Source organism: Planctomycetota bacterium (assembly GCA_035574235.1).
Classification (GTDB): Bacteria; Planctomycetota; MHYJ01; order MHYJ01; family JACPRB01; genus DATLZA01.
This window is the reverse complement of sequence record DATLZA010000147.1, coordinates 37,417-57,548: the sequence shown is the minus strand read 5'-3', so window position 1 is coordinate 57,548 and position 20,132 is coordinate 37,417. Positions and strand designations below refer to the sequence as shown.

The window sequence follows — 20,132 nt, the reverse complement described above, 5'->3', positions numbered from 1 at the left end:
CGCGCGACGGAGCCGGTTTCGGAGATGGTCCTGGCCGAGGCCCGCGAGGGGGCGCTTCTGGAGCGTCCCGGAGAGGCGCCCGCGGCGGCGCGCGCGGGAACCCCGCTTTGGCCGGGCGACGTCGTCCGCGGCGGCGGGACGGTGATCTGGAAGGGGGAGCCGACCCGGCTGGCGCTCTCGGAGGACGCGGAACTCGCGCTCGGGGAGGCGAAGCGTTGCGTTCTCCGGCGGGGGGCCCTGGAGGCGGAGGTCGCCCCGCAGACGCCCGGTCGTCCGATGGCGGTCGCCACACCGCACGCGGAAGTCCGGGTGATCGGGACGCGGTTCGCCGTGTCGGTGGAGCCGGGACGCACCCGCGTGGACGTCCGGGAAGGACGCGTGCAGGTCCAGGGGGCCCGGACCGGCGCGGCGGTCGAAGTGACCGCGGGGCGACGCGCCGTGGCCTCCACGGAGACCCCCCCCGTCGTGCTGTCCCTCCGCGAGCTTTACGAGAAGCGGTTCCTCGAGCTCCGGCAGGCGCTTCACGATCCGGCCAACGGCTACTTCAGTCCGGACGGGCTGCCTTATCACGCGGTCGAAACCCTTCTCGTGGACGCTCCGGACTACGGGCATCTGACGACGAGCGAGACCTTGAGTTACTGGCTGTGGCTGGAGGCCGCGTACGGCCGGATCACGGGCGACTGGGCGCCCTTCAACCGCGCCTGGGCCCGCATGGAGGAGTTTCTCATTCCCGGCCCGGACGACCAGCCGACGAACGCGGCCTACGATCCCGCGCGTCCTTCGGTGCCCGCGCCGGAGCGGGACCGTCCGGAGGAGTATCCCGTGGCGCTCGATCCGTCGGCGCCCGCGGGCCGGGACGATCTGGCGGAGGAGCTGCGGCGCGCGTACGGCACGGCGGATCTCCACGGAATGCACTGGCTGGTCGATGCGGACAACTGGTACGGTTTCGGCCGGAGGGGCGACCGGGCGCGCCGGGCGGGGTTTCTCAACACCTTCCAGCGGGGGCCGCACGAGTCGGTCTGGGAGACGATTCCGCACCCGTCGTGGGAGGACTTCGGAAGCGGCGGGCCGAACGGGTATCTCGATCTTTTCATCCGCGAGCCGTCCTACGCCCGTCAGTGGCGCTACGTGTGCGCTCCGGACGCCGACGCGCGGGCGGTCCAGGCCGCCTTCGAGGCGGCGCGCGCCGTGCGGGAGCAGGGGCGGGATCCCGCGCGCGTGCTTCCTCTGGCGCGGGCCGTGCGGATGGGGGACGCGCTCCGGTACGCGCTCCGGGAGAAGCATTTCCGGACCGAGCCGCACGGGCTTCTGGGATGGACGTACGCGTGGGGCGGCTCGATCGAGCGGGGGGCGGGCGCGTGGGCCTGGCGGACGGGGGCCTCGGCGGCCCACGTAGGCTACCAGAACCCGCTGGCCGCCTGGGCGCTGGCGTCGGATCCCGCGTTCCGCTCGCCGGCTCCGGGATCCGCGCGCGACTGGTCGCGGAGCCTTTCGCGTCAGGTGGAGTTCTATCGCTGGCTCCAGTCGGCCGACGGGGCGATCGCCGGCGGCGCGCGGATCGGGCCCGGCGCGGATCCTTCGGGCTTCCACGGCCTGGCGTACGACGCGCATCCGGTTTTTCTCGATCCCCCGAGCAACGAGTGGTTCGGGTGGCAGGTCTGGGCGATGGATCGTCTGGTCCGGTACGCGGCGCTTTCGAAGGACGCGCGCGCGGCCGAGGTCGCGGACCGCTGGGCCGCGTGGGCCCGCCGGGAGGTGCGGCTGACGCCGGAGGGAGGCTACGCGATTCCGGCGACGCTGCGCTGGAGCGGCCGGCCCGACCCCTGGAACGCCGCGCGGCCGGGATCGAACGCCTCGCTGCGGGCGGCGGTGACGGCGGTGACGCAGGACGTGGGGGTGGCCGGCGCTCTGGCGCGGACGCTGCTGGTCCACCCGGATTCCCGCTCGCGGGCGCTCGGCCGGGAGCTTCTGGAGCGGATCTGGACGCTTCATCGGGACAGGCCGGGCGTGGCGGCGCCCGAGGCCCGGCCGGATTACGCGCGGTTCGGGGAGCGCGTGCCGCTTCCCGAAGGCTGGCGGGGGCGGACGCCGCGGGGGGAGGACATCCGTGCGGGGGTGACGTTCCTGGATCTGCGCTCGGCCTATCGGGCGGACCCGGAGTTCGGGCGGTTGGAGCGGGCGCGGGCGGCGGGCGAGGCGCCCGTATTCCGGTATCACCGGTTCTGGGCCCAGGTGGAAGTGGCCTTGGCGCTGGCCGAGGCCGCGGAGGAGGGACCATGAGGGGTGTCGTGATTCTGAAGCGGGCGGCTTTGTTCGGAGCGCTCGTGGCGGTCATGGGAGCGGCTCAGGCCGGGTCGCAGGGTCCCTACGGGGGAACCGCCGTCGCGGTCCCGGGAACGCTTCAGGCGGAGGATTTCGACACGGGCGGCCCGGGGGTCGCCTATCAGGACGGCGATTCCACGAACAACGGAGGGCAGTATCGCCCTTCGGAGCAGGTGGACATCGAGGCGACGGCCGATACGGGGGGCGGATACAACGTGGGATGGATTGCGGCCGGGGAGTGGCTCGAGTACACGGTCGACGTCCGCGAGGCGGGCACGTACACGGTTGAGTTCCGCGTGGCCTCCGAAATGTCGGGCGGGGCGCTTCATCTGGAAAAGGATGGCGTCGCTCTGACCGCGACCGTCTCGGCCCCTCAAACCGGGGGGTGGCAGACGTGGACGACGGTGACGGCGACGGGAGTTTCGCTTTCGTCGGGCGTGCAGGTTCTGCGGGTGGTGTTCGACGGAGGGCCCTTCAACCTGAACTGGATTCGATTCAGTCTGTCCGGGAGCGGGGGAGGAGGGGATCCCGGAGGCGGGACGGGGTCCGGGTGGTGGAGGACGTCGGGCAACAAGGTTCTCGACGAAGCGGGCCGGGAGATTCGCTGGTCGGGGGTCAACTGGCACGGGATGGACAGCGAGAACCGCATCCCGCACGGCCTGTGGGGTGGGACGGGATACACGATCGAGCGGCATCTCGATGAGATGAAGAACGCGGGATTCAATCTCATCCGGCTTCCGTTCTCGGGGGACATCTTTCCGCTGGACACGACCTATCCGCGCCAGGAGGCGATCGACTCCACGGTGAACGCGGATTTGCTGAACAAAACCTGCGGACAGATTCTGGATCGTCTGGTGAGCGCCGCGGGCCAGAGAGGCATTCGGATCATCCTGGATTATCATCGGGTTCACGGCGGAAGCGCGCCGGAGTCCGGACTCTGGTATTCCTCGAGCCGTCCCGAATCGCAGTGGATCGAGAACTGGAAGGCGCTCGTGACGCGGTACCGGACGAATCCGACGGTCGTGGGGGTGGATCTGTTCAACGAGGTGCACGGGTCGGCCACGTGGGAGGCCGACAATGTCAATCCGTCCGTGAACTGGCGCTGGGCCGCCAAGCGGTGCGCGGAGGAGATTCTCAGGATCCATCCCAATCTGCTCATCTGCGTTCAGGGAATGCATGAGTACAACGGCGAGGCGGGCTGGTGGGGGGCCGTTCACCTCGGGGTTCGCGATCATCCCTTGACGCTGAGCGTGGCGAACCGGCTGGTCTACGAGGTTCATGATTACGGTCCGATCGTCTGGGATCAGCCGTTCCACCAATACTCCGCCGGATTTCCGGACAATCTCCCGGCGCACTGGGACCGCCAGTGGGGATTTCTTCACAAGGAGAACATCGCTCCGGTGTGGGTCGGCGAATGGGGATCGTTTTTGACGGTTCCCTCGAGCCGGACGGACATCAGCGAGGACAAGCGCACCCGCGAGCGTCTCTGGGCGGAGAAGCTGCGCGCCTATATCCAGGAGAACGGGCTTTCGTGGACCTGGTGGTGCTGGACGCCGGAATCGCACGATACCGGGGGCGTCCTCAAGGATGATTATTCCGGGCTCAACACGGAGAAGGTGACCTTCGTGAGTTCGGTGACGTATCCGGGTTTCGGATCCTCCACGGGCGGGACGGGGGGAGGAGGCGGAACGGGGGGAACGGGAGGCGGCGGTTCCGGTGGAGGAGGCGGCGGGGAGGACGGCGGGGGAGGCGGAGGCGGGGGGTGCGGCCTGACGGGACTTGAGGCGATTCTGGTCCTGGGCGCTCTCGGAGGGCTCGTCGCCGGGCTCCGGCGCAGGCGGACTCAAAAATCGATCTGAAAGCGTGCGAGGAAGCCGGTGAAGGCGTCCTCGGTGCGGCCGGCGCCCATGTCGAGGTCGTCTCCGAACTTCTCGCGGACGGCGTCGGCGGAGAGGCGGAGGTTGCGGGCGGGCCACCAGTTCAGGCCGACCGTGGCGCTGCGGACCTTGAGGGAATGGCCGGCGACGAGGACGCCGAGGTTTTCGATGCGGTCGTCGATTTCGGCGCCGGCCAGGCGCGCCGCCACCTCGAGCGCGCCCCATCCGCCGTTCTCCCCGAGGGGGTGAGCGGGCACGATACGGGATTCCGGGTTCTTCTCCTCGCCCGTCAGGATCCAGGTCAGCGTGGCGGACCAGGCGCGGATGGGAATGTCCTCTCGGACGCCGGTATTGACCATTTCGTCCCGCCGCGCGAGGATCTCGGCGCGCAGGCAGGCGGGGCCCACGGCCCAGGAGAGCTCCGCGCCGAGGCGCGTCCGGCGGCCGTCGAGCGCCAGGGTTCCGGAGGAAACCGCGGGATCGAAGAAGAGGACGCCGAGTTCGGGCGTCGAAAGGTCGAATGCCGTCACCCCCGTGCCGCTGATCGTCACATCGTCCACGTCGGTGACGGTTCCGGCCAGGCCCACGCGGAGTCCCTTGAGGAAGAACGCCTCCTTGTCCGGGGCCCAGGGGGAGAGGGTGACGCGCGCGGCGAATTCCTTTTCGTCGTTGTCGTCGTGGCGGGAGCGGCCGGCGTTGTCGAGGTGGCTTCGGCCGTGGACGACGGCGGCCTGATACCCGGCCGCGCCGCCGGCGAGCTGTCCGTAGGCCAGAATCCCCAGGTCGTATCCGGGGACGAACCGCGTGAGGACGGAATCCTCCACGAAATCGCTGAAGAGGCGGGAGCGCAGGCGTTCCTGGCTGATGGGAACCTTGAACTGGCCCACCTGGAGGCGGAATTCCCGGAGCTTCTTCCACTCCACATAGGCCCCCTGGAGGGTCGGGGTCGGCCCGGTGGAGGAAGACGGAAAATCGCCTTCCACCAGGAAGCCGTAATCGGAGAAAAAGGTTCCGCTCATCTTCAGTCGGGCGGCGCGGACATAGAAGGTATCCGGCTGGGTGCGCGGGGATCCCTCGGGGCGGTCGAGGAGGACGCGGAGGTGTTGCTGGAACCGTCCGCCGAGCTGCAGATCCACGGAGCCGTCGGGCGTCCGGAAGCGGAGCCCCTCCGTGAGGCTGGCGGTGAAGGGAGGGGAGGCGGCCTTGAGCTTTTCGATTTCCTCCTGCTGGCGCCGGACCTGTTCTTCAAGGCGCTTGAGGCGTTCGGAGTCGGTCTCCTGAGGAGCAAGCGCGAAAAGGGCGGCGACGGCGGCGGCCAAATTCACGGAAGGTCCCTCCCTGGTTCTGCTCAGATCTTCCGGATCGAGCAGGTCGTATCATACCACGCCTGCATGCCGGTGACCGGCGACGGCTGGATGGGAAGAATCGCGTTGAGGTTGAATCCGGCGCCGCGGCCCCCGTGGCGCTCGTCCCACCAGAGGCGGCGGGAAAGATCCGGATCGTCGGGCAGGACGGCCGGATCGTACCCGGGTCCCTCGGGACGGCGCCCGCGCCGGGCGGTGGCGGCCCGTCCGCCGAAGAGATGTCCGAGGCTGTTGGAGCAGGCGACGACCCGCGGATGGATGCCCTCGGTGACGACCACGCGGATGCGGGCGCTGCCGACGGCGCTTCCATCGGCCCGGTAGGTCGCTCCGCGGGGGCGGTACGTCGTGATCTCGACCCAGTCTCCGGTCTTGAGCTCCAGGCGCCGGGCCGCATCGGGATGGATCCAGAGCGGGTTGTCGTGGACGATCTCGGTCAGGTACTTCTGGGGCGCGGTCCGGGCCTGCGTGTGGACGTTCCACTTGAAGGTGACGAGGTGGAAGCGGTCCTCGGGCAGGTTCTCGTGGGCCGGGATGGGGACCCATCGTGGCCAGCCGTCGTCCGGATGGCCCACGCGGGCGGCCTGCTCGGCGGTGACGGGGCTGTGGATTTCGAACTTCCGGGACCGGGTCTTGAAACCGCGCACCGGAACGCCGTCCACCACGACCCCGATCGGCTCGTCTTTTCCTCCGGGGCCCCGACGGTAGACCACCCCCGTCGCGGCATCGGTGCGCGAGCCTTCGAGTTCCTTGGCCGTGAGGGGCTTTTTGAAGAGCTCGTAGGTCTTCGGCGACCGGCTGTCGACCCAGACCCCGTGGCGCCTCATGTATTCCCACCCGTCGGCGCAGTCTCCGGGCGGGATGTTGCGGCACTGATGGCGCACGTACTCCTCGTGGTTGCGGAAGGTGGAGAAGTAGCGGTCCACGGGAGGACCGATCCGGCGTGCGAGTTCGATGAGGACGTCGGCGAAGCTGACGCACTCGGCCGGCGGCGGCACGAGAGGCTGCCGGAGGGTGACGTACGGCTGAAGCTCGTAGGAGTTCCGCGTGTCCAGGCCCCAGCGTTCCAGATACGTGGCGTCGGGCAGGATGAGATCCGCGTAGTGGGCCGTCTCCGAGTAGACGATGTCGGAGCAGGCGTGGAACGGGATGAGGGATTCGTCCGAAAGGACGCGCGTGGTGAGGCTGCGCCCCTCCGGCCAGGTCGTGGGGGATCCGAGGGTGTAGGTGAGGTAGACCTTGACCGTGGCGCGCCGGCGGGCGATGAAGTCGTAGACGAGCTGGCCGACGCGCATTTTCTGCCAGTAGTTGGCCAGCGGGTATTCGGGCGGGTCTTCCAGGTCCGTGCGGATCGAGGGCTTCGGCGGCAGCGGCGGCGGGGGCGGGAACTGGACCGGATCGATCCGTTCGGACTCGCCGTAGCAGTAGCCGCCGGGTCTCCCGATCGAACCCACCAGGGCGTTCAGGAGGATGACGGCGCGGTCGTTGGAGTAGCCGTTGTAATGGGCGTGGCTTCCGCGGTTGGTGAAGGCCGCGCACCGGGGGCGGCGCTCGGAAAACTCGCGCGCGACGCGGGCGATGTCGGCGGCGGCCATCCCGCTTTGCCGTTCGGCCCATTCGGGCGTGTACGGGCGGTAGAACTCCCGAAGGGCCTCGAGGGAGACGTTCGTCCATTTCTCGAGGAACTCCCGGTCGATGCGGTCTTCCGCCAGCAGGACGTGGCCCATCGCGAGCGCGATCGCGCCCTCGGTCCCGGGCCGGGGGGCGAACCATTCGTCGCTCCGGCCGGCGGTGTTGGAGCAGCGCACGTCGAAGGTGACGAGCTTGGCGCCGTGATCGAACCGGGCGCGCACGACACGGCGGAGGAAGTGGATGTGCCCCTGGTGGGCCTCGTAGAAATTGGAGCCGAAGTTCAGGAAGTAGAGGCAGCGTTCGGCGTCCACGGTTTCCCAGTCGGTATCGCCCAGGGTGGCGTAGTTGGCGGCGCGCTTGTTGAGGGAGCAGAGGGCGCGGTGGTTGAGGATGACCGGGGAGCCGACCGCGCTCATGAAGCGCTCGAGGACGTCGTTGATGCGGGACCGGCCGTAGTGAAGCGCAACGTGCTCCGGGTGACCGTCCTCGATGCAGGCGCGGATCCGGGAGGCGAGTTCCCGGTAGGCTTCGTCCCAGGAGATGCGTTTCCAGAGTCCCTCGCCGCGGCGGCCGGCCCGGCGGAGGGGGTAGAGGAGGCGGTCGGGGTAGGTGCCGATCGTCGGGCCGGACTGACCCTTGGCGCAGAGATGCCGTCCGTTGTTGGGGTCCTCGGGGTTGCCGGAGACTTTGACGAGCCGGCCGTCCACGATCCATCCGACGATTCCGCAGACGGTGGAGCAGTTCAGGCACACGCCGGGACGGCGCTGGGCGCGGCGGTAGTCGTTGGGGGGGCGGCGGGCGGCTTCGGGGTCGCGATCCTCCTGGGCGGCGGCGAAGCGTTCGCCCGGGAAGAGGCGGATCGTTTCGCCCAGGCGCAGGCCCGCCAGGGCCCCGAGGCCGCTCTTGAGAAACTCGCGGCGTCCCGGGCGGATCACGGCTTCTTCCTCCGGCGCGCGGGGGGGGCGGGGGGAGGCTCCTCGCGGGCCCAGAATTCGATTTCGTAGGAGCGGCCGTCGTGGTTGCGGCCCTCCGGAATTTTCTTCTCGAGCGACGGATCCAGTCCGCGGTAGAGAACCTGCGGCTGGGTGTTTTTCTCGGGCTTGAGCGGCCGGAGCGCGTCTCCGCAGGCGGCGCGGAAGCGCGAAACGGGGCTGGCGGGGTCGTTCAGGTTTCCGAAGATGAGGGTTCCGCCGGGGCAGGTTTCCACGCAGGCGGGCTCCAGTCCGGCCTCCAGGCGGTGGGAGCAGAAGTCGCACTTGTCGGCCGTGCGGGTGAGCGCGTCCACGTAGATCGCGCCGTAGGGGCAGGCCTCCTCGCAGGCGCCGTTGCCCTCGCAGGTCTCCTTGTCGATGCGGACGATGCCGTCGGGCCCGCGGGAGATCGAGCGGGTGGGGCAGGCCTTCAGGCACGGGGCGTCGGCGCACTGCTGGCAGACGACGGGCAGGAAGTCGCGCCGCACGTGCGGGAAGGTTCCGCGGTCGCGGTAGTACACCATCGTCCGGAAGTGACCCACGGGCACGCGGTTTTCGACCTTGCAGGCGACGGAGCAGGCGTGGCATCCCGTGCAGCGCGCCAGGTCGATCGCCAGGGCCCAGCGGGGGGCGGGTTGAGGCGCGGCGGGAGCGTTCATGAGCGGGCCTCGATCATCCAAAAAACAGATAGCAGCTATTGCGATCAAGAATACCCCGGTTCGCGCCCCGCCGTCAAGAAAGGCGTCCGCGTCCTACTCGGGCCTGCGGAAGAGGTCGAGGAAGCGGTCCTCGTAGTCCTTGAAGAGGCCCAGGCGGTCAAGCTCCCGCTTGAGCTCGAAGGTCTTGGAGCGGTCCCGGGCGGCCTCGCGGAACAGCTCCTCGATCCGCCGGCGGGCGGCCTCGTCGGGTTCCGGCTGGGCCGGAGCGGGCTCGGGGCGCGCCTCGACGGCTTCGGCCTCCTCTTCGGAAGGCGGCGCGCCCGGCCGGAGGGCTTCCTGCATCTGGCGCACGATCTGGGCGAGCTGCTCCTCCATGGCGCGACCGTACTCCTCGAGTTCCCGAAGATCGATCGGGAGGCCGACCATGCGCGAGAAGACGGCCAGGACCGCGGCGGAGGCCTTGGGAAAGGGAAGCTGCGCGGCGAAGGCGGGAATTTCCCCCAGAAGGCCGATTCCCGTCATGCCGCGTTCCGCCGCCGCGGCGAGGAAAACCCCGTTCAGCCCCGTGATGCGGCCGTCGGGCATGATCTCCACGCCGTGACGGCGCAGTTCCGGAAGGCCTTCGGGATGCGTGGCCACACCGAGGACGCGGGACGGGGCCGACGGATGCATGGAGGTCGCCATCGCGGCGAAGGTGAAGACGGTGTCCACCCCGAGTCTTCCGGCCGCGTCCAGGAGCCGGGTGCAGAAGGCGTGCTTGCCCAGGGGCGGCTGGGCCTCGCCGATGAAAACCGCTCCGTCGCGCCGGCCGTCCGGATCCTTCCGGAGGAAGAGCCGGCTCTGCGGAAGCCGCCCCATCCGCACCAGGCCGTCCTTCACGTCGACGTGCTCGACGTCGAAGAGGTCGCGGACGGGGATCGTGTCCGCCTCGTGCATTCGAAGCCGCGACATGAGGTAGTATCCGGCGGTCAGGGCCACCTGGCCCATGCCCGGCCAGACGGCCACGAGCCACGGGCGGCGGGCGATCGCGGAAGCGTCGGTCACCGGGATCCCTCCTCTCCTTGGACGCGGCGGCCGCCGGGTCCGTTACCCGCGCCGGAGGCCGTCAGCGAAACGCCGGGTGCTCGGGATTGCCGGCCGAAAGCAGATAGGCCACAAGATCCAGCACTTCGTCGGCGTTCAGGGGATTGAGCAGCCCCGTGGGCATGAGCGAAACCGTCGAAACGCGGCTCTCCTCGACGGCGCTTTTCGGGATCTCGACGATCGCGTCGGGCTTGAGAAGGTCGGTGGCGATCTGGAGCTTTCCCTCCTTCTCGCCCACGATGCGGCCCGAGAAGACGCGGCCGTCGCGCGTGCGCAGGACCATGCCCTGGTACTGGTCGGAAATGACCTTGCTCGGCTCGATGATGGACTCCAGGAGATCGCGCACGCCGAAGCGGCCGGCGACGCCCGTGAGGTCCGGTCCGCCGCTTCCGCCCTCGGCGTCGAAGCGGTGGCAGACGACGCACTGGGCGGCCAGGTACATGCGGCGGCCGTTCCTGAAGTTCCGTTTGCGGAGCCCCTTTTCGACGAGGGGAAGGAGCTCCTCGACGGTCCAGGCGCGGCCGGGTCCTTTGGGCTTGGGGAGCTCCGAGAGGCGCGGCGGGGAAAGCGCCGGAAGCGCCGCGCGCTCCTCGAGGGGAACGTGAGCGAGCGCTTCCTTCCACGTGTTGATGAGATATCCCTTGTAGCTGTTGCCGCCCGTGTAGCTCTCGGCGGCTTCCTTGAGGAAGGAGAAGTACTCCCGGCGCCGTTCGGGCGTCCACCCGGTCCTGGCGTTGCGCAGCGCGAAGGCGTAATGGATTCCCTCGGCGGGCGGCATCTTGGCGAGCATTTTCTCCACCACGCCGCCGTAGCCGCGGTTGCGGTCGAACGCCGTGACCCAGGACGGCCGGGGCGGCGGTCCCGACCGCTTCATAAGGGCGAGGCACTTCTCGACGGCCGTGGGCGCCTCGAGATAGATGAGAAGCTGGGCCAGCTCGCGGTTGGCCGCCGCCGAACGGTGCGGGAAGTGAGCGTCCAGGCGCCGGATCGCGCGGCCCCGCAGCTCCTCCGACGGCGGACCCATGCGGATGAAGGCGAGCTGGTAGACGCGCAGGGCGTCCAGAAGGACCGGCTCCGGAAGTCCCCCGAGATCCAGCCGGTCGAGCGCCTCGAGAACCGCGCCGAGCGCCTCCTTGGGACCCTGGCGCGTCAAGGCCACCAGCGCCGTCGTCAGGGCCTGAGGATCGCGCTCCGAAAGGGCGCGGTTCATCCAGGATTCGACGGGCTGGCTTTCCACGGCGATCCGCGCGGCGTAGCGGAGAAACCGGTCGGCGTGTCCCAGGAAGGGCCAGGCGGCGTCCAGGGCCGCCGGGTCGCGCCGCCCGTGGAAGGCTTCCAGCCGCCGGCGCATTTCGCGCGCGGGGGCTCCGGGATCCGGCGCCCGCGGGGCCGGATCGACGGGCTCTTTCCCGACGTAGGAGACGCGGTAGAGCGCCGACTGGGTTCCGCGTCCGCCCACCGTGAAGTACAGGGCGCCGTCCTTCCCGATCACCGCGTCGGTGACGGGAAGGGGCGTTCCGCTGACGAACTCCTCGACCTCGCCCTCGTAGGAAGCGCCTTTGGGCTTGAGGTGGACGGCCCAGATCGTGCCGTACGTCCAGTCGAGGATGTACAGCGCCCGCTGATAGCGCGCGGGGAACCGGGCGCCGGTTCCGAAAAGGACGCCCGTGGGGCTGGCGGGTCCGATATCCACGACGCCGGGCAGGCAGTCCGGGTACGCGTCGGGCCACACGCCGCTTCCGCTTCTCCAGCCGAACTCGCTTCCGCTGACGACGTGGAAGACGCGGGTGGGCCGGTACCAGGGCAGGCCGAGGTCCCACTCCATGTCGGAATCGAACGTGAAGATCTCCCCCTCGGGGCTGATCGCGGCGTCGTACTGGTTGCGGTAGCCGATGCTGAAGACTTCGCGCTCTTTTCCATCGGGGCTCACGCGCAGGATCCATCCGCCGGGAGCGAGGATCCCCACCGCGTGGCCGCCGGCGTCCCACTGGCGGGGCAGAAGAAGGTCCTCGCCCCAGTTGGTGGGAATGCGGCTTCCGGTGAGGCCGTCGGGCAGGAGGGTGTGGTTGCCGGCGACGAAGTAGAGTCCGCGGCCGTCCTCGGTGAGGAGGACCGCGTGGGGGCCGTGCTCGCCGCTTCCGCGGACGGCGAAGAGCTGTTCGGCCCGGTCCAGGCGGTCGTCGCCGTCGGTGTCGCGGATCCTCCAGAGCCCGGAACCTTTCCCGTTGACGCCGGCGTAGAGGGCGTCGAAAGCCCAGACGAGACCCTGGGCGCCGCTGACGGGGACGTCGATCTTCTCGACGTCCACGGAATCGCCCTTCAGGGTGAGGCGGAAAAGGCCTTTACTTTCCTGGTCCGAGGCGATGAGGCGTCCGCGCGGATCGACGGCGAGGGAAACCCACGAGCCCTGCGTGGCCTTGGGGACGGTGTAGAGGCGCTCCACGCGGAAGCCGTCGCGGGCGCGGAGATTTTCGCGCGGCGCGGCGGCGGCCTCGGCGGTTCCGGGCTGGCCGGCCAGGACGTCTCCCCACGGGGGCATTCCGTGGGGGCCCAGGACGGCGGCCGCGGCCCAGGCGGCGTCGGCGAAGCCGGATTCTTCCCAGCCTTTCTCGGGGCGGTCGGAGACTTTCCAGGAGGCGTCGGTGCCGAAGGAGAGGGACTTGCCGTCCGCCGTGCGGATGAGGAAGCGCAGGAGCAGTCCCGCGGGGCCGCCCTCGTTTTGCGCCTCGACGGCCAGGACGTTCCGGCCCGGCTGCAGGTACGGCTTGAGGTCCACCCACACGGGGGCGGTCCAGTCGTCGCTCCGGGCGGCCTCCTGTCCGTTGACGAAGAGGACGAAGCGGTTGTCCGCGGTGCCGTGGACGCGGGCGGATTCCACGGGGCCGATCTCGAAGGTCTTGCGGAAGAAAAGGCGCTCTTGGGCGCGGGCCTGGGGACTTTTCCAGATCCATTGGGCGTCCTGAGCCGCCGGGGCGATCCCCAGGAGAAGCGCGCCGAGGAGGATGCGAGCCATCGGTCACCTCAAAGGGCGGAAATTCATTCCCGCTCCGGGTCGAGGGAAGAAAAGCGGGCCCATTATACATCACGCCGCGGGGGGCGGAAGGGTTGCAGGGGTCTTCAGGATCGGGCGGCCGCGCGGGCGGCCTCGACCTCGGCGGCCTCGCCGGTCAGGCGCTCCTGGCCGCGCATGAGGATGCGGATGAGGGGCGTGGCCATGAAGGTGCTGGCGATGGCCATAAGGACGAGCATGGTGAACATGCTGCGGGTGAGGACGCCGAGGTCCAGGCCGATGTTGAGCGCGATGAGCTCCATGAGGGCGCGCGTGTTCATGCAGACGCCGATCGTGAGGGCGCTGCGGCGGGATTCGCCCACCCAGCGCGCCGCCAGGTAGCAGCCGCCGAGCTTGGCGACGAAGGCGATCGCGCAGACGAGGACCAGCATGAGGAGTCCGAAGCCGCCGGGGATGGTTCCGATGTCGGTGCGCAGTCCCGTGTAGGTGAAGAAGATCGGCAGGAAGAAGGCCTGCACCAGGGGGGCCACGCGCTGCTTCCAGGCCTCGACGAAGCGGCGGTCGTCGTGGAGGGCCACGCCCATGACGAATCCGCCGATGATGGCGAAGACGCCGAGCAGGCTCGTGATCGTGGCGGAGGCGAAAAGCAGGAGCAGGATCCAGGCCACGGCCGTCACGCGGAGGCTCCCGGCGCGTTCGAGGTGGGCCGCGACGGCGCGCCGCAGAACGGGCCGCAGCAGGCGGAAGACGACGAAGAGGTAGACCGCCAGGCCCGCGATCCGCGGAAGGACCCAGGAGAGCAGCGGCTTGTCCTGAACGATGAGGGAGATGGCGCCGAGGATCAGCCATCCCGTGACATCGTCGACGGCCGCCGAGCCGATCGTGAGGGCCGCCGTGCGGGTATGGGAGAGACCCAGCTCCATGAAGATCCGCCCGAGGACGGGGATGGCCGTGATGGACATGGCCACGGCGAAGAAGAGCCGGAAGGCGAAAAGGGAGGGTTTGACCGTTTCGGGCAGATGCGCGTGGAACCAGGGAGCGGAAAGGTAGCCCAGGAGGAAGGGAACCGCGATGCCGGTGGCGCTGATGACGAAGATGGGGCGCCGGTCCTCCCCCAGGTGGGTGCGGAATTCGAATTCCAGCCCGATCTGGAAAAGAAGGAGAACCAGGCCGACCTGCGCCAGGCCGGTGAAGATGACGGAGGTGGACGGATGGAAGAGCCGGTTCATGAACCCGGGGTCGATCGTTCCGGCGAGGGCTCCGAGGAGGCTGGGCCCCAGGAGGATCCCGGCCAGGATCTCGCCGGAAACGTCGGTCTGCCCCAGGCGGCGCGCCAGGAGCACCACCCCCCGCGTGACGAGGAGGATGACGATGAGCTGGATGAGGAGGCGAAGGACGACCTCCTCGGCCTTGGCCCCGACGGCCGAATGCGTTCCCTCATCGGCCAGGCTCGCCAGGAGGGCGGTCATCACGAGCGTGCACTCTACCACGCGGGCGCGCCCTCATCAAGCGCCGCGCGCGGCCGGCCGCGCGCCCGGGAAGCCTTGACGTCGAACAGTATTTTCTGTATATACAGAAATATACGTATATGCCGATCCAGCGGTCCGGGTGGCGGGAAGGAGGGCGCATGGACGAGGCGTGGATCCCCTGGATCCGGGCGGTGGGGGTGCTTCAGGGGCTGGTGGCGGCGATGAACCTGGCGCTGCCGGGCCGGCTCGACTGCCGGCGAAATCTTGTGCGGGTGGACCCTCTGATCCGGCAGATCTTCGTCGTGCACTGGGTCTACATCGTGATCGTCCTTCTGGGGATGGCGGCGGTCTGCCTCCTTTTTCCCGGAGAACTGGCCTCCGGCCGCGGGCTCGGGAGGTTCCTGAGCGCGGGCATGTCCCTGTTCTGGCTCGGCCGCGCGGGGGTCCAGATCGTTTACTACGACCCGGAAATGCGGCGGCGGCACCGCCTGGCGGATGGGATGTTTCTCGCGGGGGCGGCGTTCATGGGAATCGTGATGGGCGCGGCGGCGGGGGTCCGCTGACGGGGGGCGGAGGCGCCGGGGAAAGAGGGCCGGGAAGGCCGCCGCCTCCCCGGCCCCGGAACCTCTCAGAACGTGAACGTCAGTCCCGTCACCGCCTTGAAGAGCGTCTCCTGCTGTTCGCTGTGGAGATGCTGAAAGACCGGAATCTGAAGCGCGATCGTCCAGGAGACGCGCTCGGAGAATCCCATCCGGAACCCCGGGCCGAGAAAAAGCGTCGTGCCTCCCGAGTTGCGCACCCGCTCGCCGTCCTCCTCGTTTCGGAAGAGATGGCGCACGTGCGCTTCCAGAAACACGCTGGGCTGGGGATACGTCTGCACGTTCTCCGTGAAGCGCCACGCCAGGGCGGTTCCGAGAAGAACGAGGTCCCCGATCTTGAACGCGTCCTCCTCCGTCCGCAGCGTGTACGAAAGGCTCGCGTCGAGGGTCAGCGTCTCCGTCAGCCACCGCGAGTACGCCGCCCCCAGCTGGGCGTCGAACGTGCCGCTTCCGGGCTGGAGCGCGGGCTCCAGGGGCCGGTTTCCGTTCACGCTCTCGTCGGCCTCATCGTCCTCCCCGAACGGGAACTTCACCCCGCCAAAGAGGGCCAGACTCCCCTCCGGTCCCTTGAAGAGCCGGCCCTTCGCCGTGAACCAGGGGTCGGTCATTCCCGAGACGTCGCCCATTTCGTGGAATCCGTAGCTTCCGTCGCCGTGAACGTGCCCTTCGCGCAGGTCGTTGCCCCGGTAGTACCCGAAGGACCAGGCCAGCTGGAATCCCTCCGAAGCTCCGAAGGCCACCTCGAACGCCTCGAGCAGACTCCACCGCGCCGCGTCGAAATGGGCGTGACTTCCCCCCACGTCGAGCGTCCGCTCGCGGATGTCCTCGGAGGAAAGGCGCTCGAACTGGGTGTAATCGATCCGGACGCTCAGGGACACCGATCCCGGGCGCAGCGTCTCGCCCGAAACCGTCGTGAGCCCGCCGCCCGAGGTTCCGGGCCCATGGTCGCGCAGCGCGGGCGCCGCCAAAAAAGAGAAAATGATCGCGGATGAGAACATGATCGATCCTCGGATAAAGAGGGTTGTCGAATCAGGACGCCGAACCGAGGATCGCGGCGATGGGAACCTTGTCGGGAGGCCGGGGGGAGACCGGATCGGGCGGCTCCGGAGGGAAAGCCTCGGGCCGCTCGGTGGCGGAGGGAACGCCGGGGGGGAGGAAACAAGGCGCAAAAGGGGGCAGCACCGGCCCGCGGGCGACGGCCGCCTCGGCTCCGCGGCACCGCGCGGCCTCGAAGGCGCCGGCGGGCCGCTTCGGGGAACGCGGGCTCTCCTCCCGAGCCGCTTCCGGGCCGCAGCAGCAGAGCCGCCGCCGGGCCATTTCGTCCGGACAGCCGCAGGCCCCGGAACAGCAGGGATCGGTTCCCGAGGGCGCGGAGGGGCCCCCGGGGGCCGCATCGGCGGGCGCCGGGCGGACGATCCGGAGCGTCTGAAGCACGTAGAGCGACGCCAGAAGGAGAAGGAACGTCCGCCTCATAGACCCGCCAGCATATCCGGCGGCGCCGCGCCGCGCGAAATTTTTTGAGTTAACTTCGCGGGGGCGCCGTCCCCACACTGAGGGCATGGAAAACGCTCCGGCGGGACTCGTGAGGCCGTTCCTGGAGAACCGGGACGTTCTTTTCGGCTTCATCCTCGCCCTGGCGCGGGACCGCGAGGCCGCCGAGGAGATCTTTCAGGAAGTCGGCCTGGCGATCATCGAGGAGGACCGCAAGGGCGTCGGGGTCGAGCGGTTCCTCCCGTGGGCGTTCGAGCTGGCGCGCCGCCGCGTGGCCGGCTATTTCCGCCGCTCTTCGCGCGTGCGCCGGGTCGAGGGTTCGGAGGCGCTGGACGAGGCGGTCGCGCAGGCCTTCCAGGAACACGCTCCGGATCCGGAGGGGATGCGGCGCCGGCAGGAGCGCCTGGCGGAATGTCTGGAAGGACTGCCCCCGGCCCAGCGGCGTCTGGTCGAGCAGCGGTATCGCGACCGCCTCCCGGTGCGGCGGATCGCGGGCGCCCTCGGGTGGACCGAAGGGTCGGTCAAGGTGACCCTCTGGAAGGCCCGGCAGAACCTCCGGCGGTGTCTTGAGGCGAAACTCGGGCCGGGGGAGGAGCCGTGACGATGGACGCGGATCGCTTCGAAGATCTCCTCCGGGCCTGGCAGGACGGCGACGCCTCGGCGGCGGAGCTTTCCGAGCTGGCGGCGGCGGTTCGCGCGGATCGGTCGCGCGGCCGCGCTCTGGTGGAGGCGGCGCTTCTGGAAGCCGGGCTTTACGCCTTCTACGGGGCGCAGGCGTCGGGATGCGCGGTCGCGGACGCGACGTCGGCGCCGCCGGCGCGCCCCCGGCGCCGGTGGGCCGAGATCGCCGCCGCCGGGATTCTTCTGGCCGTATCGATCGCGGGCGTGGCGCATCTTCTGGGGCGCCCGGGGGAGGTTCGCGAAGGCCGATGGGTGGCGGCCCGCGGCGCGGCGCCGCTCGCGCTTCGCTTCCGGGGCGGCGCGGAGGCGACGCTTGAGCCCGGCTCGGCCGGGCAGGGGCGGCCGGACGGCTTCGAGCTGGCCGCGGGACGCGGACGCTTCCGGGTTCCCGGCGGGGCGTTCTTCCGGGTGACGACGCCCGCGGGGGCGGTGGAGGCTTCCGGCGCGGAGTTCGAGGTGGAGTTGCGGCCTCTTCCGGGAGAGGAGCGGCCGGAGCTCGGGGTGACGGTCGCGGCGGGGACGGCGCGGGTCGAGGCGTGGGGCTACCGGGAGGCGGTGCCGCCGGGGCGCTCGGAGGTTTTCGGGCCGCCTTCGGAGGCGGGCGCGCGCGCCGCGAAGCTTCTCGAGGGAGCGGTGCTTCCGCTGGCGGCGTTCGTGGGGCGGGCGGTGGAGCGGGGCGGCGCGGCGCGGGCGGCCCGGATCGAGGACGATGAAGGGCGCGCGGTGTGCACGGTCGAGGTGCTGCGCGACGGCCGGCTTTTCGAGATCGAATTCGACGTCCGGACCGGCGAGCGGCTCGAGGAGGAGGAGGAAGGGCAGGCGGGGCGGACTCCGGCGGCGCGCCTGGGACTCGGCGAGGCGATCGAGCGGGCGCTGGCCGAGCTGCCCGGCCGCGCGATCGAAGGGTCGCTTGGGTCCGAAGCGGGACGGGTCGTCGCGGCGGTCCGGGTGCTCTATGCCGGCCGGCTGCGCGAAATCAGGGTCGATGCCGACACGGGTCGGATTGTGGGTCGATGAAGGTTTCCTTTCAGGAGGTGAGGACGTGAAGAGTCTGTGCGCAGGACTGGTGGCGGGCCTGGCGCTTTGGGCCGGGTCGGGGAAACGGGAGGCGCTCGTGAAGGAGGCCAAGATCACGCTCGCGGAGGCCCTCGAGAAGGCCCGGGCGGAGGTGAAGGAGGGGACGCCCGTTTCGTGCGAGCTGACGTCCCGCAAGGGGGTCGTTCAGTACGCGGCCGTGTTTGCCCGCGGGTCGGCGGGGCTGTCGGTGGCGCTCGACCCGAAGACGGGGGCGGTGCTCGGGAAGGCGGAGGTGGCGAAGGATTTCTCGAAAGCCGCGGCGGCGGCCAAGATCAGCCTGGCCAAGGGCATCGAGATCGCCACGAAGCGCGTTCCCGGGCAGGCCACGGACGTGGAGCTCGAGTTCGAGGACGGTCGCGCGGTTCTCGAGGTGGAGGTGTTCGCGGACGGAAAGGTCTTCGAGGTCGAGATCGACGCGCAGACGGGTCAGGTCCTCGAAGTCGAGGAGGAAGACGACGACGAGGGAGAGGGGGACGACGACTAGTCAACCGGGCCGCGCCGTTCCCCGGGGGCGATGGGGGGCGGCGCGGCTTTTTTATTATTCGGCGGCCGAAAAAAAGCCCCCGCCGGTCTTCCGGCGGGGGCTTGGATCGTCCCGCGTTACTTCTTTTCTTCCTTCTTCTTGGCCTTGAGCTTGGCGAGGAACTTGGCAGGTTCCTTGTCGAACTTCTCCTTGCACTTCTCGCAGCAGAAGGCGACCGTGGCGCTGGCCGAGGACTCCTTGGCGGCCTTGCCGCTGGCCGGGCACTTCTCATTGGGCGCCTTGTCGAGTTTATGGAGGAAGGGGACGGGGTCCTTTTCGAACTTCGCCTTGCAGTTGTCGCAGCAGAACTTGACGGTGACTTCGCTGGTGCACGACGGATTGACGGCCTTTCCGCTCAACGGACAGACGTCGTTGACGGCGGAATTCTTCTTATCGTCCTGCGAAAGAGCCGCCACCGTCAGCGAAGCGGCCAAGGACAGCGCCAGTCCGGCGACCACCGTACGTCCGAGAATGCTTTTCACCGCATGACCCTCCCAAAAAACAAACAATCCCGCTCACCTACGCCAGAATTAAATACGCTTCCGGACGGCCGATGGCTAGAAAATTCCATTCAGGCGGCGGGCGGGCGCCGTTTGCCGCGGCACCGCGCTTCAGGTACACTCCGGATATGGCGGCGCGAGATCGGAAGCGGAAGAGACAAGGTTGGCCCGATGGGGACGCGGTGGCGGATCCCTTTCGCAGCGACTGGTTGAGGCTCTCCCCGGGTCAGCGCTTGATTCGGGCGTGGAAGTTGAGGAAGCGAATCAAAGATCTCGAGGCGGCGCACGATGCGTCCTCTCTTCCGCGCCTTTGAGGCGTGTCGTGTCCGGTATCTTGTGGTCGGCGGGCAGGCGGCCATCCTGTATGGGGCGGCCCATTTTTTTCAGGACTTGGACCTCTGGATCGATCCGGCGGAAGAGAACATCCGCCGGTTCATCGATGCGCTGGAGGAGGTGGACGCTCGCGTTCATAAGCTTACGCCGCCCTTGACGTCCGCCTACGTGGCGCGAGGGCATGGATTTCACTTTGTGATTCCGTTCCGCGGGGGGCCGGTTTATTTGGACGTGGTGGGGCGCCCACCTCGGGTGGGAAGTTTTCGCGCAGCGTGGAAGCGCGCCGAAATCATGCCGACGCCTTGGGGGAGGCTTCGGGTGGCGTCGATTCCGGATCTCGTGGAAATGAAGAAAACCAACCGGCCTGGATACTATGACATCATTACCCGCCTGGCGCTGATTCGAGCGGGGCGGGAGGAGCGGCTTTCACGGCGCGTGCTGGAGTGGACGCTGAATCACCTCTTCCGAGTGGAGGATCTGTTGGAGTTTCTAAAGCGTCACGGGACGCGGCTAAGGGGACGGATGCCCGTCGGTATGGGTTGGA

15 protein-coding genes are annotated in these 20,132 nt (G+C 69.2%); 6 read left to right on the top strand and 9 right to left on the bottom strand.

The annotated features are described in order from the left end of the window. Window positions 1-2,280 (top strand): glycoside hydrolase family 48 protein (locus VNO22_13640; GenBank protein HXG62414.1); only part of this gene is annotated, 2,280 nt, incomplete at its 5' end. Beyond that, window positions 2,277-4,181 (top strand): cellulase family glycosylhydrolase, encoded by a 1,905-nt coding sequence (locus tag VNO22_13635; protein ID HXG62413.1) that lies wholly within the window; start codon window positions 2,277-2,279, stop codon window positions 4,179-4,181. The genes VNO22_13640 and VNO22_13635, both read left to right, overlap by 4 nt. Here VNO22_13635 and VNO22_13630 read toward each other — a convergent pair. The 6 genes from VNO22_13630 to VNO22_13605 form a co-directional block, all read right to left on the bottom strand. Then, window positions 4,166-5,524 (bottom strand): porin, encoded by a 1,359-nt coding sequence (locus VNO22_13630; protein ID HXG62412.1) that lies wholly within the window; start codon window positions 5,522-5,524, stop codon window positions 4,166-4,168. The two genes, VNO22_13635 and VNO22_13630, sit on opposite strands and share 16 nt — an antisense overlap. Before the next feature lie 23 nt (window positions 5,525-5,547). After that, entirely contained in the window at window positions 5,548-8,127 is a 2,580-nt protein-coding gene (locus VNO22_13625) for a molybdopterin-dependent oxidoreductase (protein HXG62411.1), read from the bottom strand. Next, complete coding sequence (locus VNO22_13620) at window positions 8,124-8,822, bottom strand: 4Fe-4S dicluster domain-containing protein (GenBank protein HXG62410.1); 699 nt, start codon at window positions 8,820-8,822, stop codon at window positions 8,124-8,126. The genes VNO22_13625 and VNO22_13620 overlap by 4 nt, the downstream gene beginning before the upstream one ends. 93 nt (window positions 8,823-8,915) lie before the next feature. Then, window positions 8,916-9,866, bottom strand: a complete 951-nt coding sequence (locus VNO22_13615; protein ID HXG62409.1) for a PAC2 family protein — start codon at window positions 9,864-9,866, stop codon at window positions 8,916-8,918. A gap of 61 nt (window positions 9,867-9,927) precedes the next feature. Then, window positions 9,928-12,918 (bottom strand): c-type cytochrome, encoded by a 2,991-nt coding sequence (locus VNO22_13610; GenBank protein HXG62408.1) that lies wholly within the window; start codon window positions 12,916-12,918, stop codon window positions 9,928-9,930. A gap of 104 nt (window positions 12,919-13,022) precedes the next feature. Next, window positions 13,023-14,405: a cation:proton antiporter gene (locus VNO22_13605; GenBank protein HXG62407.1), complete on the bottom strand. Its 1,383-nt coding sequence runs from the start codon at window positions 14,403-14,405 to the stop codon at window positions 13,023-13,025. Between the two features lie 137 nt (window positions 14,406-14,542). Here VNO22_13605 and VNO22_13600 point away from each other — a divergent pair, with 137 nt between their 5' ends. Continuing rightward, on the top strand, window positions 14,543-14,947 hold the full coding sequence (locus tag VNO22_13600; GenBank protein HXG62406.1) for a hypothetical protein: 405 nt from the start codon (window positions 14,543-14,545) through the stop codon (window positions 14,945-14,947). Between the two features lie 65 nt (window positions 14,948-15,012). On the opposite strand, the gene VNO22_13595 is transcribed toward VNO22_13600, so the two are convergent. Both VNO22_13595 and VNO22_13590 read right to left on the bottom strand, forming a co-directional pair. Beyond that, entirely contained in the window at window positions 15,013-15,981 is a 969-nt protein-coding gene (locus VNO22_13595; protein ID HXG62405.1) for a transporter, read from the bottom strand. Between the two features lie 31 nt (window positions 15,982-16,012). Next, on the bottom strand, window positions 16,013-16,456 hold the full coding sequence (locus VNO22_13590; GenBank protein HXG62404.1) for a hypothetical protein: 444 nt from the start codon (window positions 16,454-16,456) through the stop codon (window positions 16,013-16,015). A gap of 85 nt (window positions 16,457-16,541) precedes the next feature. On the opposite strand from VNO22_13590, the gene VNO22_13585 reads away from it, so the two are divergent. The 3 genes from VNO22_13585 to VNO22_13575 are packed head-to-tail and all read left to right on the top strand — an operon-like array spanning window position 16,542 to window position 18,716. Beyond that, window positions 16,542-17,075: a sigma-70 family RNA polymerase sigma factor gene (locus VNO22_13585; GenBank protein ID HXG62403.1), complete on the top strand. Its 534-nt coding sequence runs from the start codon at window positions 16,542-16,544 to the stop codon at window positions 17,073-17,075. Window positions 17,076-17,077: 2 nt separating this feature from the next. Next, window positions 17,078-18,172, top strand: a complete 1,095-nt coding sequence (locus VNO22_13580) for a PepSY domain-containing protein (GenBank protein HXG62402.1) — start codon at window positions 17,078-17,080, stop codon at window positions 18,170-18,172. Between the two features lie 25 nt (window positions 18,173-18,197). Continuing rightward, window positions 18,198-18,716, top strand: a complete 519-nt coding sequence (locus VNO22_13575; GenBank protein ID HXG62401.1) for a PepSY domain-containing protein — start codon at window positions 18,198-18,200, stop codon at window positions 18,714-18,716. 116 nt (window positions 18,717-18,832) lie between these two features. Here the strand turns inward: VNO22_13575 and VNO22_13570 are convergent, their stop codons facing one another. Further along, a complete protein-coding gene (locus VNO22_13570; GenBank protein HXG62400.1) occupies window positions 18,833-19,237 on the bottom strand; it encodes a hypothetical protein in 405 nt (134 codons plus the stop codon). Window positions 19,238-20,132 lie beyond the last annotated feature (895 nt).

Excerpts from the sequence above, each read along its gene's own strand:
- VNO22_13635 (HXG62413.1), top strand. The coding sequence starts at position 2,277 with ATGAGGGGTGTCGTGATTCTGAAGCGGGCGGCTTTGTTCGGAGCGCTC.
- VNO22_13620 (HXG62410.1), bottom strand. The coding sequence starts at position 8,822 with ATGAACGCTCCCGCCGCGCCTCAACCCGCCCCCCGCTGGGCCCTGGCG.
- VNO22_13610 (HXG62408.1), bottom strand. The coding sequence starts at position 12,918 with ATGGCTCGCATCCTCCTCGGCGCGCTTCTCCTGGGGATCGCCCCGGCG.
- VNO22_13600 (HXG62406.1), top strand. The coding sequence starts at position 14,543 with ATGGACGAGGCGTGGATCCCCTGGATCCGGGCGGTGGGGGTGCTTCAG.
- VNO22_13595 (HXG62405.1), bottom strand. The coding sequence starts at position 15,981 with ATGTTCTCATCCGCGATCATTTTCTCTTTTTTGGCGGCGCCCGCGCTG.
- VNO22_13590 (HXG62404.1), bottom strand. The coding sequence starts at position 16,456 with ATGAGGCGGACGTTCCTTCTCCTTCTGGCGTCGCTCTACGTGCTTCAG.
- VNO22_13585 (HXG62403.1), top strand. The coding sequence starts at position 16,542 with ATGGAAAACGCTCCGGCGGGACTCGTGAGGCCGTTCCTGGAGAACCGG.
- VNO22_13580 (HXG62402.1), top strand. The coding sequence starts at position 17,078 with ATGGACGCGGATCGCTTCGAAGATCTCCTCCGGGCCTGGCAGGACGGC.